Annotated in this window: 14 protein-coding genes and 1 pseudogene; 9 read left to right on the plus strand and 6 right to left on the minus strand. The window is 70.3% G+C overall.

Annotated features, from left to right (window positions below):
• Positions 1 to 15: 15 nt before the first annotated feature.
• Complete coding sequence (gene hemL / locus F7R91_RS23000) at positions 16 to 1,332, minus strand: glutamate-1-semialdehyde 2,1-aminomutase (RefSeq protein WP_150950991.1); 1,317 nt, start codon at positions 1,330 to 1,332, stop codon at positions 16 to 18.
• 326 nt (positions 1,333 to 1,658) lie between these two features.
• Here hemL and F7R91_RS23010 point away from each other — a divergent pair, with 326 nt between their 5' ends.
• Positions 1,659 to 2,285 carry a hypothetical protein gene (locus tag F7R91_RS23010; RefSeq protein ID WP_191971594.1) on the plus strand — a complete coding sequence of 209 codons (627 nt, stop codon included), beginning with the start codon at positions 1,659 to 1,661 and terminating at the stop codon, positions 2,283 to 2,285.
• 385 nt (positions 2,286 to 2,670) lie between these two features.
• On the opposite strand, the gene F7R91_RS23020 is transcribed toward F7R91_RS23010, so the two are convergent.
• Both F7R91_RS23020 and F7R91_RS43835 read right to left on the minus strand, forming a co-directional pair.
• Entirely contained in the window at positions 2,671 to 2,997 is a 327-nt protein-coding gene (locus F7R91_RS23020) for a DUF6087 family protein (protein WP_150950993.1), read from the minus strand.
• Positions 2,998 to 3,028: 31 nt separating this feature from the next.
• Positions 3,029 to 3,151: a hypothetical protein gene (locus tag F7R91_RS43835; RefSeq protein WP_269144752.1), complete on the minus strand. Its 123-nt coding sequence runs from the start codon at positions 3,149 to 3,151 to the stop codon at positions 3,029 to 3,031.
• Positions 3,152 to 3,172: 21 nt separating this feature from the next.
• On the opposite strand from F7R91_RS43835, the pseudogene F7R91_RS42870 reads away from it, so the two are divergent.
• Positions 3,173 to 3,250 (plus strand): annotated as a pseudogene (locus F7R91_RS42870) (HD domain-containing protein); the annotation flags it as partial.
• Between the two features lie 131 nt (positions 3,251 to 3,381).
• Here F7R91_RS42870 and gdhA read toward each other — a convergent pair.
• Entirely contained in the window at positions 3,382 to 4,746 is a 1,365-nt protein-coding gene (gene gdhA, locus F7R91_RS23035; protein ID WP_150950994.1) for an NADP-specific glutamate dehydrogenase, read from the minus strand.
• Positions 4,747 to 4,968: 222 nt separating this feature from the next.
• The gene (locus F7R91_RS23040; RefSeq protein ID WP_331000592.1) at positions 4,969 to 6,042 is read right to left on the minus strand and encodes a LacI family DNA-binding transcriptional regulator; all 1,074 of its coding nucleotides are present in this window, start codon (positions 6,040 to 6,042) and stop codon (positions 4,969 to 4,971) included.
• Positions 6,043 to 6,313: 271 nt separating this feature from the next.
• Between F7R91_RS23040 and F7R91_RS23045 the strand changes: the two genes are divergently transcribed.
• The 4 genes from F7R91_RS23045 to F7R91_RS23060 are packed head-to-tail and all read left to right on the plus strand — an operon-like array spanning position 6,314 to position 11,230.
• Positions 6,314 to 7,609: an ABC transporter substrate-binding protein gene (locus F7R91_RS23045; RefSeq protein WP_150950995.1), complete on the plus strand. Its 1,296-nt coding sequence runs from the start codon at positions 6,314 to 6,316 to the stop codon at positions 7,607 to 7,609.
• 11 nt (positions 7,610 to 7,620) lie between these two features.
• Positions 7,621 to 8,682: a carbohydrate ABC transporter permease gene (locus F7R91_RS23050; protein WP_150950996.1), complete on the plus strand. Its 1,062-nt coding sequence runs from the start codon at positions 7,621 to 7,623 to the stop codon at positions 8,680 to 8,682.
• Positions 8,679 to 9,512 (plus strand): carbohydrate ABC transporter permease, encoded by an 834-nt coding sequence (locus F7R91_RS23055; RefSeq protein ID WP_150950997.1) that lies wholly within the window; start codon positions 8,679 to 8,681, stop codon positions 9,510 to 9,512. The genes F7R91_RS23050 and F7R91_RS23055 overlap by 4 nt, the downstream gene beginning before the upstream one ends.
• A 41-nt stretch (positions 9,513 to 9,553) precedes the next feature.
• Entirely contained in the window at positions 9,554 to 11,230 is a 1,677-nt protein-coding gene (locus F7R91_RS23060; RefSeq protein ID WP_150950998.1) for a glycoside hydrolase family 13 protein, read from the plus strand.
• Positions 11,231 to 11,535: 305 nt separating this feature from the next.
• Here the strand turns inward: F7R91_RS23060 and F7R91_RS23065 are convergent, their stop codons facing one another.
• Positions 11,536 to 12,915 carry a glycoside hydrolase family protein gene (locus F7R91_RS23065; protein ID WP_150950999.1) on the minus strand — a complete coding sequence of 460 codons (1,380 nt, stop codon included), beginning with the start codon at positions 12,913 to 12,915 and terminating at the stop codon, positions 11,536 to 11,538.
• A gap of 179 nt (positions 12,916 to 13,094) precedes the next feature.
• Between F7R91_RS23065 and F7R91_RS23070 the strand changes: the two genes are divergently transcribed.
• From F7R91_RS23070 to F7R91_RS23080, 3 genes are all read left to right on the plus strand, one after another.
• Complete coding sequence (locus F7R91_RS23070; protein ID WP_150951000.1) at positions 13,095 to 14,114, plus strand: LacI family DNA-binding transcriptional regulator; 1,020 nt, start codon at positions 13,095 to 13,097, stop codon at positions 14,112 to 14,114.
• Positions 14,115 to 14,256: 142 nt separating this feature from the next.
• Positions 14,257 to 15,606 (plus strand): ABC transporter substrate-binding protein, encoded by a 1,350-nt coding sequence (locus tag F7R91_RS23075; RefSeq protein WP_150951001.1) that lies wholly within the window; start codon positions 14,257 to 14,259, stop codon positions 15,604 to 15,606.
• Positions 15,607 to 15,618: 12 nt separating this feature from the next.
• Positions 15,619 to 16,620, plus strand: coding sequence for a carbohydrate ABC transporter permease (locus F7R91_RS23080; RefSeq protein WP_150951002.1), 1,002 nt, complete (start codon positions 15,619 to 15,621; stop codon positions 16,618 to 16,620).
• Position 16,621 lies beyond the last annotated feature (1 nt).

Consider the following 16,621-nt stretch of genomic DNA (forward strand, 5'->3'; position numbering starts at 1 on the left):
CGTTGGCCGAGGTGATCACGCGGTCGCCTCCGCTGCCGCTCGGGCCGCCGCCGGAAGGGCGTCGGCGATCCTCTGGACGGCCCGCTCGTCGTGAGCCGTGGACACGAACCAGGACTCGAAGGACGAGGGCGGCAGATACACGCCCTGCGCCAGCATCGAGTGGAAGAACGCGGTGAAGCGGAAGGAGTCCTGCTTCTTGGCGTCCTCGTAGTCACGGACCGCGCGGTCCGTGAAGAACACGGAGAACATGTTGGAGGCGTTCTGCATCCGGTGCGCCACGCCCTCCTTGGTGAGGGCCTCGGTGACCAGCGCCTGGATCTGCGCGGAGACGGCGTCGACCCTGTCGTACGCGGCCTCGTCGAGGAGCCGCAGCTGGGCGAGCCCGGCGGCGGTGGCGACCGGGTTCCCGGAGAGGGTGCCGGCCTGGTAGACGGGCCCGGCGGGCGCGAGGTGCGCCATGACGTCGGCGCGGCCGCCGAACGCGGCCGCGGGGAAGCCGCCGCCCATCACCTTGCCGAAGGTCATCAGGTCGGGCCCGACCCCGTCGATGCCGTACCAGCCGGCGCGGCTGGTACGGAAGCCGGTCATGACCTCGTCGGAGATGTAGAGGGCGCCGTTCCTCTCGCACGCGTCCTTGAGCCCCTGGTTGAACCCGGGCAGCGGCGGCACGACCCCCATGTTCCCGGGCGAGGCCTCGGTGATCACACAGGCGATCTCGCCCGGGTGCCGGTGGAAGGCCTCCTGCACGGCTTCGAGGTCGTTGTACGGCAGCACGATCGTGTCACCGGCCTGGGCACCCGTGACGCCGGGCGTGTCGGGCAGGGCGAAGGTGGCGACACCGGAGCCCGCGGCGGCGAGGAGGGAGTCGACGTGACCGTGGTAACAGCCTGCGAACTTGATCACCTTGGTGCGCCGGGTGAACCCGCGCGCGAGCCGGATGGCCGACATGGTGGCCTCGGTCCCGCTGGAGACGAGCCGCACCTGCTCCAGGGGCTCGATCCGGCCGGTCATCTCCTCGGCGAGCGCGACCTCGCCCTCACCGGGCGTACCGAAGGAGGTCCCGCGCGAGACGGCCTGCTGCACGGCGGCGATCACCTCGGGGTGCGCGTGCCCGAGGATCATGGGCCCCCAGGAACACACCAGGTCGACGTACTCCCGCCCGTCCGCGTCGGTCAGGTACGGGCCGCTGCCGGAGACCATGAACCGGGGCGTGCCGCCGACGGCGCGGAAGGCCCGCACTGGGGAGTTCACACCACCGGGTGTGACGGCCGCCGCACGGTCGAACAGTGACTGCGACCCTGGTGCTTCATATGCATATGGCAGTTCGCTCATGACCTGCGACTTCTCCGACTTCTCGGACTCCGGTTGCCAGTGACCTCCTCAGGGTAGGCCAGCGCTGCCGGGCCGCCGGGGGCGGTGGCGGGCCGCCTTGCTGACCGGACGGACAGTTCCGTTCCTCCGCTATCTGCGAAACTGGATCCGATAAGCACAGCTCACAGGGACCATGGTGATCGCGGACTCGTTCAGAGGCTGCGAAGATCCTGCGGACACGTGTTTCAACGCACGTTTCGGCGCGTGGCCGTGGGGGAGGTCACTGACACGATGATCGGGTTGCGCGGCGGGTGCCACGCGTCCTAGAAAAGCAGTCGGGTGGAGATATGCATCGCGGTGGCGGACTGGGCGAGGGGACTGATGACCTGGGTCCTCGACGTGCCCGGCGGGGAAGGCACCGGCGCGACGCGGAAGAAGCCGCCGAAGCACGTCATGGACACGGTGTACCGAGCGAGTCCGAGCGGCTGGACCGACGGGTCGAGCGGTTCAGGGCCGAGAGCAGGAATGGTGGTCGGGTGGGGGTGACGTACAAGTACTTCGGCGCGCCGGACGGCGCGACCGCGGCCCGCGTCCCGATCTCGATGCGCCCCGAGGAACTCGGCGGCGACGAGCTCGGCATGAACGGCATGTTCACCAAGATCAAGCCGGAGACGATGGCCGCCATGGTCCTGACCGGCATAGAGGGCGTGCCCCTGCACAAGGTGCCCCCGCTCGAACTGGTCGTCCTGCACCCCGACTACGCCGTGGTCAAACTCCCGATGACCGTCGTCGACCCCCTCCGCGGCATCGGCGAGGAGGCGGTGGGCGCGGCGGCCTTCATCTGGTCGACGGTCCCGGACCGCGGCGGACCGCGGGACGCGTTCAATGTGTACCAGTTGCTGCACGAGTGGCAGGACTTCAGCCATCGGTTGCATGAGGCGGGGCATCAGCCTTATTGCTTGGTTTGGCCCTGATCCGGGGTTTCACGTGTTCGGGCGGGGCTTTCGGGCTCCGCCCTTGTCATGCGCCGGGTGGGCCGTCAGGCGGCGGGGCACATTACGCCCACCACCTGCAGCAGGCGGGTCCCGGCACGCGAAAGCATCTTGACCCACCCCGCCTTGGGGTGCCCTGGCCACGGTGCTCGACGAGTCGGAAGCTGCCGGCGACCGCGATCCTCACCGAGCCCTCGCCCAGCGCACGCTGGGCGACGCCCACAGCCCCACACCCCTGACCTGGCGCATCCGCCGCCTCGGCGAAAGACACGCGCCCGGCCCACGCGCTCAGGCAGCCAATGCGCCCTGCGTCGAGGGGCACCCCGCCGCTCCGCGCCCGCAGCAGCCTCAGGCGCGGCGGCGTTGATCACCTCTGTGCGCGGCCGCCACCTTCCGTCCTGGGCGCCTGGGGTTTGCGGTGCTTGCCGGTGCCGGAGCCGAGCGGCTTCGGCACCGTCCCTGGGGGTGAGGGCTCGTTGGCCTCCGGGTACAGGATGGCTTGAGCCTCGGCCAGGCTCGCGGCGAACCCGTACGGCTCCCATGTGTGCCCGTTCCAGCGCTCGATAGCGCGCGGCGCCTCCGGATTCAGATGCGATGCCCTGGGCCCGTCGCCGGGCACGACAGGCACGGCGCGAAGTCGGCCGATCTTCGCGTCACGGCGTTCCGCCCAGTCCTTCAGCGGTTCGTCGTCCATCCTCGCGTTCCTTGCGTCGGTGGCGGCTGTCTCAGGAGGGTAGCGGCCACTCCGGCCCGTCCGGGTTCCCGAGCCAGACGGCCTGCTGGTCGCGGGAGACGGTCACGCCGAACGCCGCGGTGTTCGGTGAGCCGTGCTCCTCCCAGGTGGCCACCGCCGACTCGATCGCGTCCCCGTGCGGGAAATCGTCACCGAGTACGAGGCGAAGGAGTCCGCCGAGGCGCTCTGCGCCCGGGACGCCGACAAACTGGAATGAGCAACTCCATCGGCCTTCTGCAGATGGACAAGGGCCAGAGATGGACAAGGGGCCGGTCCGGTCGGCAGGACGCTGCGCCCCAGGTCCCACCGACGCCGGACGTGCTGGACACCTTGACGCCGGACCCCTCAGACCACCCCCAGGTCCAGCATTGTGTCCGCCACCTTGAGGAAGCCCGCGATGTTCGCGCCCATGACGTAGTTGCCCGGGGCCCCGTACTCCTCCGCCGTCGCGAGGCAGGTGGTGTGGATGCCGGTCATGATGGCCGCGAGGCGGCGGTCGGTGTCCTCGAAGGTCCACGCGTCGCGGGTGGCGTTCTGGCGCATCTCCAGTGCGGAGGTGGCCACGCCTCCGGCGTTGACCGCCTTTCCCGGGCCGAACGCGACGCCGGCTTCCTGGAGCAGTCGTACGGCCTTCGGGGTGGTGGGCATGTTCGCGCCCTCGGCGACCGCCACGACTCCCCCGGCCAGCAGGCTCCGCGCCGCGTTCTCGTCGAGTTCGTTCTGGGTGGCGCAGGGCAGCGCGACCGAGCACGGTACGTCCCAGACGCAGCCGCCCTCGACGTACCGGGCCGGGGTCGCGGTGCGGGCGTACTCCTCGATCCGGCCGCGGCGGACCTCCTTGATGTCCTTGACCAGTTCGACGTCGATGCCGGACTCGTCGACCACATAGCCGCCGGAGTCGGACATCGCGACGACCTTCGCGCCGAGTTCCTGCGCCTTCTGGGCGGCGTGGACGGCGACGTTGCCGGAGCCGGACACGACGACGCGCATGCCGTAGAGGTCCTGGCCGCGTTCGGCGAGCATCGCGGAGACGAAGTAGACGGTGCCGTATCCGGTGGCCTCGGTCCGTACGTGGGAGCCGCCCCAGTTCAGGCCCTTGCCGGTGAGCACCCCGGCCTCGTAGCGGTTGGTGATGCGCTTGTACTGGCCGAACAGGTAGCCGATCTCGCGGGTGCCCACCCCGATGTCGCCGGCCGGTACGTCGGTGTGCTCGCCGAGGTGGCGGTGGAGCTCGGTCATGAACGACTGGCAGAACCGCATGACTTCGCCGTCGGAACAGTCCTTGGGGTCGAAGTCGGCGCCGCCCTTGCCGCCGCCGAGGGGCAGGCTGGTCAGCGCGTTCTTGAAGATCTGCTCGAAGCCGAGGAACTTTACGATGCCGAGGTCGACGGACGGGTGGAAGCGCAGGCCGCCCTTGTACGGTCCCAGCGCGGAGTTGAACTCCACCCGGAAGCCCCGGTTGACCCGCACCTGCCCGGCGTCGTCGACCCAGGGGACGCGGAAGACGAGCTGCCGCTCCGGCTCGCACAGGCGCTCCAGGACGTGGTGGCGTGTGTACTCGGGGCGGCGGGCGAGGACGGGTTCCAGGGACTCCAGCACCTCGCGCGCGGCCTGGTGGAACTCGGACTGTGCGGGATCGCGCGCCTGTACGGCGGCGTAGACCCCGGCGGTCAGGCTCAGATCCGCGGCCGGAACGTGCTGGACGGTCATGGACGTACCTCTTCCGTGTACGGCCCGTTGCGTGACGGGTACTCGGGAAGAGAACGAGGCAGACGGAGCGGAGGGTGCGCGGCGTCCAAGGGGAGGGTGCACGGCGTCCCAGCGGAGGATGCACGGCGTCCGCGCGCCGTCCGCGTGGCGTCCACGCCGCCCTCCGCCGAGCCGCGCCGCCCATTGTCCCTACGCCCCGCCGCCCCCTCCGCCGCGCCGCACCTACACCCCGCCGCCCCCCTCGCCCGCGCCACCCCCGGGCACTGGCACCGGCACCGGCACCGGTGCCGTAGTCGCCCGGGGAATCACATGCGTCGGCAGGACCACGTGCCGCGTCTCGTCCGTCTCGGGGTCGTTGATGAGTCTGAGGGCCAGTTCGCCGGCCTCGCGGCCTATGTCCGAGGGGGACTGGGCCACCGTGGACAGGTCGAACCACTCGGCCAGCGGCTGGTCGTCGAAGCCGAGGACGGACATCCGCTCGGGCACCTCGATCCGCGTCTTGCGCAGGGCCCGCATGACGGAGGCGGCGACCTCGTCCCACTCGGTGAACACGGCGGTGGGCGGCTCACGCAGGCTCAGCAGCGTGCCGAGCGCTTCGGCGACGCCGCGTTTGTCGCCGAAGCGGGTGGCGACCACCAGGTCGTCGTCCAGGGCGATGCCGGCCTCGGTCAGGGCCTGCTGGTAGCCGAGCAGCCGCTCCTGCGAGCTGAAGGAGAAGCCGCTGGCGCCGACCGTCTTGACGAAGGCGATCCGGCGGTGACCGAGGTTGAGCAGGTGCCGGGTGCCGTGCCGGGCGCCCGCCACATCGTCGACGTACACGCTGGGGCGCCCCTCGACGTGCTGGCTGACGTAGACGACCGGCATCCCGAGGTCGTCCAGCCGGGCCATCTCCTCGTCGGTGAGGTCGAAGGAGAACACCAGCAGCGCGTCGGCGTTCCGCCGGGCCGGGAGACGGTCGAAGAACGCCTCACGCTCGGCCATGTCGGGGATCACGTAGATGTTCATCTCCATGCCCGCCGCCCGCAGCACCGGGCCCAGGCTGGTCAGGGCCGCGCCCATGAACCAGGAGGTGAGCGTGGGCACCATCACCGCCACCACCCCGGTCCGGCCGGTGACCAGGCTCGCGGCCTGCCGTGAGACCGCGAAGTCCAGTTCGCGAGCCGCCTGTTCGACCCGTGCGCGGACCTCCGGCGAGACGGTGGACAGACCGCGCAGGGTGCGGGAGACGGTGGATGTCGAGACCCCGGCCCGTTCGGCGACGTCGGCCATCGTCGGGTGTCGCTGAGCTGGTGGCATGAGCGGACGGTAGCACGAATGCCACCCTCTGCGCGGGCCTCCGTGACAGCGCTGCCACGAGGTCGGACCAACTCATTACCAGGAAGTAACGCATTGACTTCCCCTGGGTGCATCCCTACGGTGCAAACGTTGTCCCAGCGGAGTCGGAGCTGTCCCTGTGGAGTAACCCTTCAGCACTTTGACCTGCGACATTGATCTACCCATCGTCGTGACAACGCAGTCTCACACCAGAGTCTTCTCAGAGTTCGGTTCCGCACGACCAGGAGAGACAGTGAAGATCCAGACCGCCAGAGCCCTTCCGTGCTCGGCCGCGCTCGTCGCCGCCGGGCTCCTGCTCACCGCCTGCGGCTCGTCCGGGAGCGACTCCGGACAGCAGGCCGGGAACGCATCCTTCGAGGGCCGCGGCCCGATCACCTTCGTGGCAGGCAAGGACAGCACCGGTGTCGTCCAGGCGGCGCTCGACCGCTGGAACGAGCTGCACCCGGAGGAGAAGGTCACCTTCGTCCAGCTGCCCACGGACGCGGACTCGCAGCGGCAGCAGATGATCCAGAACGCGGAGACGAAGTCCGACGCCTACACGGTGCTCTCCCTGGACGTCGTGTGGACGTCGGAGTTCGCCGCCCACCAGTGGATCGACCGCCTGCCCGAGAACCGGTTCCCGTTGCAGAAGATGCTGAGGCCCGTGGTGGAGACGGCGAAGTACCGGGGCAACCTGTATGCGGCTCCTGGCAGTTCGGACGGCGGCATGCTGTACTACCGCACCGATCTGCTGAAGAAGGCCGGCATCACCGAGCCCCCGGCCACCTGGTCGGAGATGACGGCCGACTGCGCCAGGGTGAAGAAGCTTCCCGAGGCCGGGGACATGTCCTGTTACGCCGGGCAGTTCCAGAAGTACGAGGGCCTGACCGTGAACTTCGCCGAGGCGGTGCACTCCGCGGGCGGCCAGGTGGCCGACGCCGACGGCAAGCCGGACGTCGACACCCCCGAGGCGAGGAAGGGCCTGGACTTCCTCGCCGGGTCCGTCGAGGACGGCACGATTCCCAAGGAGGCCATCACCTACCAGGAGGAGGACGGCCGTCAGGCGTTCGAGGCCGGCAAGCTGATATTCCACCGCAACTGGCCGTACGTGTACTCGCTGGCCCAGAAGAGCAAGGTGGCGGGGAAGTTCGCGGTCGCGCCGCTGCCCGGTCTGAACGGTCCCGGTTCCTCCAGCCTCGGCGGTCACAACCTGGCGCTGTCGTCCTTCGCCAAGAACAAGGCGACGGCACTGGACTTCATGAAGTTCTTCTCCAGCGAGGACAGCGCGAGCACGTTCCTGAAGGACGCTTCCCTGGCCCCGCCGTACGCGGACCTGTACGACGATGCGTCGCTGGTCGAGCAGTACCCGTACCTGCCCGTCCTCAAGGAGTCGATCCTGCGTGCCGTGCCGCGTCCGCGGGTCGTGCAGTACGGCGATGTGACCTCGGCGATCCAGCGGGAGGCCTACGCCGCTCTGGCCGGCGGCAAGAGCAGCGCGCAGGCGCTGAAGGACCTTCAGGCGGCCCTGCAGAAGTCGGCGGCGCAGTGAGGGGCGGAGCCATGGCCGGCACGAGGACTCCGCCCGGAACCCCTGCGTACGGTCCCGGCAGCGACGCCGGGCAGCCCTCCACACCGCCGGCCCCCCGGCGCGGGCGGGCCCGCGCCACCGCGGGCTCGGGGCGGATGGCGGCGCTGCTGGTGTCCCCGACGCTCCTGGTGCTGACGATCGTGGTGCTCTATCCGACGCTGATGGCGCTGAACGAGTCGCTGCACGGTCCGAAGGGCCTCGATCCCGCGACGGGTTTCATCCGAACCACCGAGCCGTTCGTCGGGCTGAAGAACTACGCCGACATCTTCGGCGCGGCCGGGGAGCGGTTCTGGAACGCCTTCTGGAACACCACGTTCTTCACCGTCGTCACCGTGGGTCTGGAGACGGTGATAGGTGTGGCCATGGCCCTGATCATGCACAAGGCCTTCCGGGGCCGGGCCCTGGTCCGGGCCGGGATCCTGGTGCCCTGGGCGGTGCCCACGGCCATCTCCGGCCTGCTGTGGCGGTGGATCTTCAACAGCAACGGCATCGCCAACGCCCTCGTCGGCCACCAGATCCTGTGGACCACCGAGGGCTTCCACGCCAAGGTCGCGGTCATCGTCGCCGAGGTGTGGAAGACAGCCCCCTTCATCGGACTGCTCGTCCTGGCAGGCCTCCAGGTGATCCCGAAGGAGGTGTACGAGGCGGCCCGGATCGACGGGGCGAGCGCGCTGCGCCAGTTCTGGCACATCACCCTGCCCCTGGTGAAGCCGGCGCTGCTGGTGGCGGTCCTGTTCCGCTGCCTGGACGCACTGCGCATGTTCGACCTGCCCTACATCCTGATCGGCGCCCAGAAGAACTCCGTGGAAACCCTGTCCATGCTCGCCCAGAACGAGGCGTCCAACGTCCGCTTCGGACCGGCCGCCGCCTACGCCGTGCTCCTCTTCCTCTACGTCCTCCTCATCGCGCTCGCCTTCGTCCGGCTGCTCGGCGCCGATCTGGTCGGCGACGGTGCTGCGGCGGGCCGGCGCCGCGGCAACAAAGGCGGGCGCCGGCGCATCCCGGCGCCGCGCCGTGCGGAGGTGTCCGCATGAGCACGACGGCGAAATGGCGCACCTGGCTGCCGTACGCGGGTGTCGTCGCGGTGGTGGGGTACTGCCTGGCCCCGTTCTACTGGATGCTGGTCTCCAGCCTGCGGCGCACCTCCGACATCTTCGACACCTCGCTGCTTCCCTCACCGGTGTCCTTCGAGAACTTCGGGGCGGTGTTCGACCCCTCCCAGGGGTTCACACGGGCGCTGCTCAACAGCCTGATCGTCGCCGGCATCACCACCTCGCTGGCGCTGCTGCTGGCCACGTTCACCGCCTACGCGATGGCCCGACTGGAGTTCCGGTTCAAGCGGCTGATCCTCACCCTGGTCATCGCCACCTCGATGTTCCCGGTCGTGTCGATCGTGGTCCCGCTGCTGCAGCTGTTCACGGACATCGGCTGGATCAACACCTACCAGGCCATGATCGTGCCCAGCATGTCCTTCGCCCTGCCGCTGGCGGTGTGGAACCTGACCACGTTCTTCCGGCAGATGCCCGACGAGCTGGAGCACGCCGCCATGATCGACGGCTGCACCCGCGGCCAGGCGTTCCGCAAGATCATCGTCCCGCTCGCGGCACCGGGCATCTTCACCACGGCGATCATCACCTTCATCGCCGCCTGGAACGAGTTCCTCATCGCCCTGACGATGACGAACAAGCCCGAGATGCAGACGGCGCCGGTCGCCATCTCCAAGTTCTCCGGCGCCACCCAGTTCGAGACCCCCTTCGGCAGCCAGATGGCGGCGGGCGTGCTCGTCACCGTGCCGCTGGTGGTCATGGTGCTGTTCTTCCAGCGCCGCATCGTCGCCGGACTCACCGCCGGCGCAGCGAAGTAGACACCGTGCCTTCCCCGAACCCTGAAGGAGAATCACCCCCCATGTCCCGGAACGCACCCTGGTGGCGCAGCGCCGTCATCTACCAGGTCTACATCCGCAGCTTCGCCGACGGGAACGGCGACGGCGTCGGCGACATCGCCGGCCTCCGCTCCCGTCTGCCGTATCTGAAGGACCTCGGCGTCGACGCCCTCTGGATCAACCCGTGGTACAAGTCGCCGATGGCGGACCACGGTTACGACGTGGCCGACTACCGCGAGATCGACCCGCTGTTCGGCACCGTGGCCGAGGCCGAGCAGTTCATCGAGGAGGCGCACCGGTACGGGCTGCGCGTCATCCCCGACATCGTGCCCAACCACACCTCCGACCAGCATGCCTGGTTCCGGGCGGCGCTGGCCGCCGGGCCCGGCAGCCCGGAGCGGGCGCGCTACGTCTTCCGGCCCGGGCGCGGGCCCGACGGCGCCGAACCGCCCAACGACTGGGTGTCCTGCTTCGGCGGCCGGGCCTGGACACGGCTGCCCGACGGGGAGTGGTACCTGCATCTGTTCGCCCCGCAGCAGCCCGACCTCAACTGGGAACACCCCGACGTCCGGGACGAGTTCGAGTCCATCCTGCGGTTCTGGTTCGGGCGGGGCGTCGACGGGTTCCGTATCGATGTCGCGCACGGACTGATCAAGCATCCCGAGCTGCCCGATCTGCCGCCCCGTCAGGCGCCGGCGGTGCTGGGTCCGCTCGCCTCCCGGGACCCCGCGGACGAGGGGCCCCGGCAGCACGTCGACCACCCCCACTGGGACCGCGACGAGGTGCACGACATCTACCGCGCATGGCGCAAGGTGGCCGACGAGTTCCCCGGTGACCGCTCGTTCGTCGCCGAGGCCTGGGCGGACACGCCCGACCGGCTCGCCGCCTACGTCCGGCGGGACGGGCTGCACACCGCGTTCAACTTCGACTTCCTGATGTCCAGTTGGAACGCGAAGGACCTGCGGACGGTCATCGACGACTCGCTCGCCCTGCTCGGTGCGGTGGGCGCGCCGGCCACCTGGGTGCTCTCCAACCACGACGTCATGCGCCACGCCAGCCGCTACGGCCGTACGACCGTCAAGCGGTGGCTGGCCAACGAACGCTACGAGCCCACCGGCCCCCTGGACCTCCGGCTGGGCACCCGGCGGGCCCGCGCGGCCGCCCTGCTCATGCTCGCCCTGCCCGGCGGCGCGTACATCTACCAGGGCGAGGAGCTCGGTCTGCCCGAGGTCGAGGATCTGCCCGAGTCCGTCCTCCAGGACCCCACCTGGGAACGCTCGGGACACACCGACCGCGGCCGCGACGGCTGCCGGGTGCCGATCCCGTGGTCCGGGCAGACCGCCCCGTACGGCTTCAGCCCCGAAGGCGCCTCCGCCGCACCGTGGCTGCCGCAGCCCGGGGACTGGGGCGGGCTCAGTGTGGAGGCGCAGCACGGGGACGAGACGTCGATGCTGGAGCTCTACCGCACGGCCCTGCGCCTGCGACGCGAGCAGCCCGCACTGGGCGACGGCACGCTCACTTGGCTGGACGCCCCGGAAGGAGTCCTCGCCTTCCGCCGCGCCCCCGGCTTCGTCTGCGTGATCAACCTGTCGACCGAGCCGTACGAGCTGCCGGAACACGACGCGATCCTGCTGACCAGCGGCCCCGTGGAGGACGGCCTGCTGGCACCGGACCAGGCGGCGTGGCTCACCACGCACTGAGCCCGGCCAACCCCCGAGGAGGGCCGGGGTTTTCACACCCCGCCCCTCCTCCTGCGCCGCCCCTCTGCGGGCATTCGTGCCGCCGGGGCGGCACGGGTGGCCGCAGGCGGCACCCCGCCGGCGCCGGGCCGCGCGACCCACCCGCCCCGCAAAACGACGGCCGCCAGCACGGCAACGGGCACACCCGCCCGCCCCACTGCGGATATTCGCGCCGCCAGGCCAGCAAGGGTGGCCGCAGGCGGCACCCCGCCGGCGCCGGGCCGCGCGACCCACCCGCCCCGCACCCCCCGCAGAAGCGACAGCCGTCAGCTGCCCCGCGGGCCCGGCCAGACGGCCGACGCGTCATCGCGGTCGGGGTCCGGCAGCCGCACCGGACGGACCGGGATCGTCCACTCCCGCCCCTCCGACACCGCGGTCCACGGCACCGGCCGCCCCGTGTAGCACAGCGTCGTCAGCACGAAGACCCCGTCCGCATAGACCTCGACGTACTCCCCGATCGTGAGGATCCGCAGGCGCCCCGCCGGCTCCGTCAGCGCGGTCTCCGCAAGCCGCTCCCCACCCGGACCGGTGACCCAGAGATCCTTCCCGTCGCAGGCGACGACCAGCGCAGGGCCGCCCGCCTCCCCCCTCCGCAGAGTGATCTCAACCGGTCCCGGAACGCCGACATCCCCGACCGCGTGCAGAACGGCCCGCTCGGTCTCCTCCCCGAGCCACCCGTCCACACCACCCCACCATTCGAGCCGAGGGGCGGAATCACCGGGCACCACAAGGGACTTGGGCTGACACAGCATCCCCCGGCAGCGTTCCCCGGAGTCGGAGAGACCGACGCGACGCGGCGTGGTGTGCAGAACAACCCGCGAGCCGTCCGGGGCAGCGATCACACGCGGCGCGTACGCGCCGGCAGGCCCGAGCGGACCACGCCGCGTCCACGGCCCCCGCAACCGCGGCGCGGTCCACGCCTCGACCCCCCGCGTGGCCCCGATCGACCCCAGCAGCAGCCAACTGCCGTCGTCGAGACGCTCCAGCACGGGGCACTCCAACTCGTCGACGTCCCCCGGTGAGACGAGCGGCGGCTGCACGGTCCAGTGCTCGAGATCGTCCGACGTCGCCCACGCGACACACCCGCTCGCCTCGACCGGCAGCGAGGCGTCCGCGGCGCAGACGACCATCACCCACCCGTCCGACTCGTCGTCGCGTACGACGAACGGGTCCCGCCAGCCCATGTGTTCCCCGGTCAGGTACCAGCGCGCGTCCGCCTCGACCACCGGCCCCGTGCCATGTCGCCGCCAGCCGGTCCCGTCGGTGCGCTCGGAGTACGCCAGCCCGACCGACTGCAACGGCCGGCCCCCCTCCGTCAATCCGCTCACGCCGGTGTAGAACATCGCCATTCCGCCGCCGCCGACGCCGCCGCCGGAACCGGCGTCGCCCTCACCGAGCCGCACCGGATGCATCGTCCACACCGCCTGCTGGTCGAACCGCCCGGGCAGCCCGTTCCCGAACACGCTGCCCTCCGGCTGCCAGCGGACCAGATCGGCGGAGGTGGCCCGGCCGTAGGACGTCTCCATCCGCAGATGGTCGAACTCGGCCGTCCACGGGCCCTGAAGATGCAGCACCGCGTAGGTGCCGTCGTCGTCGAGGAGCACGGCGAAGTCGTTCAGACAGAGGCCGGGCGGGGCGTATCGCATGCACATTCCTGTCGGCTCGCAGCGCTCAAACGCGTGCGCTGACCAGTGACATCAAAGGTCCAGCTGGAGAATCGGCCCAAGTAAATCTGAACGCAAACGCTTGCGCAACCAAGAGGCCGGGTCTACGGTCACGACACCCACAGAACGCACAGACGTGAAAACGACGGGAGAAAAGTGTCGTGACGGTCAGCATCAACGACGTCGCCCGCGCAGCCGGAGTCTCGGCGTCCACCGTGTCCCGCGCCCTGCGCGGCCGGCCGGGCGTGTCCGACGAGGTGCGGGCACAGATCACGGCCGTCGCCGCACGACTCGGCTATACGGCGTCCCGCTCGGCGTCCAGCCTGGCCAGCGGCCGCACGTACACGATCGGCGTCGTCGCCCCGTACATCGGCCGCTGGTTCTTCGGCACCGTGCTGGACGCCGCCGAGCAGGTGTTCAGCGCCGCCGGATACGACGTCCTGCTGTACAACCTCGGTTCACCGGAGACACGCAAGCGTTTTTTCACCAAGCTCCCGGTCCGCAAGCGCGTGGACGCCGTGCTGTCGCTGCTCATCCCCGACGAGGACGAGTCGGCCGCTCTGCGCTCGCTGGGCGTGCCGCTGGCCGCCGCGGTCGGCGGCCCCCGGCCCGGCTTCACCGTCGTCGGTATCGACGACCGCGCCGGCGCCGAGAGCGCCGTACGGCATCTGGTGAACCTCGGCCATCGCCGTATCGGCATGATCAGCGGGACGAGCGGGCCGCTGCACTGGACCACGCCCGTCGCGCGTCGCCAGGCCTATCTGGACGTGCTGGCCGACGCCGGGATCGAGCCCGATCCGGCCCTGGAGGCGGACGGCGAGTACACCGTCGAGGGCGGCGAGCGGGCCATGACCGAGTTGCTGGCCGCGTCCCGGCCGCCCACCGCCGTGTTCGCGCAGTCCGACGAGATGGCGATGGGCGCGCTGCGTGCCCTGCGCCGGCACCGGCTGAGGGTGCCGGACGACGTGTCCGTCGTCGGCTTCGACGATCACGAACTCTCCGACGTCGTCGGGCTGACCACCGTCGCCCAGCCGGTCGCGGGCCAGGGTACCGAGGCGGCCCGGCTGCTGCTGCGGCAGCTCGACGAGCCGGGCACCGAGCCGCCCGGGCACGTCGAGATGCCGATCCGTCTCGTCCTGCGCGAGACGACCGCGCCGCCGCGCCCGCGCGGCGTTCAGTGACCTCTCGATCGACCCCTCGATCGAATCCTCGATCGAATCCTCGATCGACTCCTTGTACGGCCGTCAGGCCGCACGTCCGCGTACCCCCACGCCGGAAACCACCACCGCAGTCCGCACCCCGCACCGCACGGAGGCACAGACCATGAGCTCGACCAACAGAAGGTTCCGCCGCGCCGCTTGTTCGGGCGCCGCCCTCGTCCTGCCGCTCGCGGCCCTTGCCGCCTGCGGCGGAGGCAACGGCAGCGGTACCGACACGTCCGCGGACGCAGGCAGCGGCAAGGGCACGATCAGCGTCTGGGCCCATCAGGGGCAGAAGAGCGAGGACGCCGCCCTGCAGAGCGCGGTGAAGTCCTTCAACTCCTCCCAGGACAAGATCAAGGTCGAGCTGAAGCTGATACCCGGCAACGACTACACCAAGACGATCACCGCGACCGACGCCGCCCAGCTGCCGGACGTGCTGGAGTTCGACGGTCCGACGATGGCGAACTTCGTCTACAACAAGAAACTCGCCCCGGTCGACGGGTACGTCTCCCTCAAGACCATGGCCAACGCCACCGACGCCATCAAGGCGCAGGGCGAGATCGGCGGCAAGCACTACGGCCTGGGCATGTACGACTCCGGGCTCGGCATCTACGGCAACAAGAAGCTGCTCGACGCGGCGGGGGTGAAGTACCCGACGAGCCTCGCCGACGCCTGGACCGCGGAGGAGTTCACCGCCGCGCTCAAGGCGCTCAAGGCGAAAGACTCCGACGGCAAGCCCCTCGACCTCCAGGAGAACAACGGCTACGCCAACGAGTGGGGCACCTACGGCTTCGCCCCGGTCGTCTGGTCGGCCGGCGGTTCGCTGCTGAAGAACGGCAAGGCGCAGGGCGCGCTCGACACCCCGGCCGTGGTCTCGGCGCTGAGGACCTTCCAGTCCTGGAAGCGGTACGTCGATCCGAACACCGACGGCAACGCCTTCGCCAAGGGCCGTGTCGCACTCAGCTGGGTCGGCCACTGGATGTACCCGGCCTACAGCGAGGCCCTCGGCGACGACCTCGTCGTACTGCCGCTGCCCGACTTCGGCAACGGCCCCAAGACCGGCCAGGGTTCCTGGGCCTGGGGCATCGGCGCGGGCTCCGAGAACGGCAAGGCCGCCGGCGCCTTCCTCGACTACCTCCTGAACGACACCAACGTCACCGCGATGACGAAGGCCAACGGCGCCCCGCCCGCCACGAAGTCCGCGCTCGCCGCGAGCGCCCTCTACCAGCAGGGCGGCCCGCTCCAGCTGTACGCCGACCAGCTCACCAAGCCCTGCGGCGCGAGCAGCGTCGACACGTCCTGCGTCGCCGTCACCCGCCCGGTGACCGCCGGATACCCCACGGTCACCGCCAAGTTCAGCGAGGCCCTCAGCTCGGTCTACGGCGGCGCCGACCCGAAGGACGCCCTGGCGAAGGCCGCCCGCGCCATCGACCGGGACTTCTCGGACAACGCCGGCTACCAGATCCCGTAAGGGGACTCACCCGTGAAAACCGTGGAACCCGCGCCCGCCGCGGCCCCTGACCGGGAGCAGACCCCGCCCATGACGGCCGTGGGATCCGCCCGGCCTGCGCGCAGGAGCCGCGACGGGGTGCACGGACTGCTGATGTCCGCCCCCGCCGTCGCCGGGCTGATCGCGTTCGTCGGCATCCCGTTCGGGTACGCCGTCGTCCTCTCCTTCTCCAACGTGCGCCTCGGTTCACCGCTGGCTCCGAGCTTCTTCGGCGTGGAGCAGTACCGGCGGCTGTTCACCGACCCCGACCTGTCCGGTCCGTTTCTGCGGGCCCTGCTCAACAACCTGACCTTCGCCGTGGTCGTCGTACCGCTGCAGACGGGTCTGGCGCTGGCCCTGGCGATCCTGCTGAACCGGAAGCTCAAGGGTATCGGGCTGTTCCGGTCCCTGTTCTTCATGCCGGTCGTCTTCCCGATGACGCTGGTCGCCGTCATCTGGCGGCTCATCCTCGCCCGCAGCGACCAGGGCCTGCTCAACTCCGCGCTGCACGCGGTGAGTTTCGGCAAATGGGGCGCGTTCGACTGGCTCGGGGACGCCGCCACCGCCATGGCCTCGATCATCGTGCTGTCCGTGTGGCAGGGCGTCGGCTTCCAGATGGTGATCCTGCTCGCCGGCCTCCAGCAGATACCGGGCGAGCTCTACGAGGCCGCGCAGCTCGACCGGGCCACGCGGTGGCAGCAGTTCCGGCATGTCACCCTGCCCGGCATCCGCGGCACCCTGGTGTTCGTCGCCATGCTGACCTCGGTGCTGTCCTTCCGTGTCTTCGACCAGGTCTACGTGCTCATCCACGGCGGCGGCCTCGACGAGGACGCCACCCGGACCGTGATGTACCAGGCCGTCACGACCGCCTTCGACCAGAACAACATCGGCCAGGCGTCCGCGATCACCGTCGTCTTCTTCGCGATCGTCGTCGCCCTGACCCTCGTCCAGCGCCGCGTCGTCCGGCCCGACAACCCCGACAGCCCCGATAACTAGG

The sequence above is a fragment of the Streptomyces luteolifulvus genome (assembly GCF_008806595.1).
Classification (GTDB): domain Bacteria; phylum Actinomycetota; class Actinomycetes; order Streptomycetales; family Streptomycetaceae; genus Streptomyces; species Streptomyces luteolifulvus.

What these genes read in the sequence shown, in the direction of transcription:
- F7R91_RS23020 (WP_150950993.1), bottom strand. Translation starts at nt 2,997, where the DNA reads ATGGACGACGAACCGCTGAAGGACTGGGCGGAACGCCGTGACGCGAAG.
- gdhA (WP_150950994.1), bottom strand. Translation starts at nt 4,746, where the DNA reads ATGACCGTCCAGCACGTTCCGGCCGCGGATCTGAGCCTGACCGCCGGG.
- F7R91_RS23050 (WP_150950996.1), top strand. Translation starts at nt 7,621, where the DNA reads ATGGCCGGCACGAGGACTCCGCCCGGAACCCCTGCGTACGGTCCCGGC.
- F7R91_RS23060 (WP_150950998.1), top strand. Translation starts at nt 9,554, where the DNA reads ATGTCCCGGAACGCACCCTGGTGGCGCAGCGCCGTCATCTACCAGGTC.
- hemL (WP_150950991.1), bottom strand. Translation starts at nt 1,332, where the DNA reads ATGAGCGAACTGCCATATGCATATGAAGCACCAGGGTCGCAGTCACTG.
- F7R91_RS23055 (WP_150950997.1), top strand. Translation starts at nt 8,679, where the DNA reads ATGAGCACGACGGCGAAATGGCGCACCTGGCTGCCGTACGCGGGTGTC.
- F7R91_RS23040 (WP_331000592.1), bottom strand. Translation starts at nt 6,042, where the DNA reads ATGCCACCAGCTCAGCGACACCCGACGATGGCCGACGTCGCCGAACGG.
- F7R91_RS23010 (WP_191971594.1), top strand. Translation starts at nt 1,659, where the DNA reads ATGCATCGCGGTGGCGGACTGGGCGAGGGGACTGATGACCTGGGTCCT.
- F7R91_RS23065 (WP_150950999.1), bottom strand. Translation starts at nt 12,915, where the DNA reads ATGCGATACGCCCCGCCCGGCCTCTGTCTGAACGACTTCGCCGTGCTC.
- F7R91_RS23075 (WP_150951001.1), top strand. Translation starts at nt 14,257, where the DNA reads ATGAGCTCGACCAACAGAAGGTTCCGCCGCGCCGCTTGTTCGGGCGCC.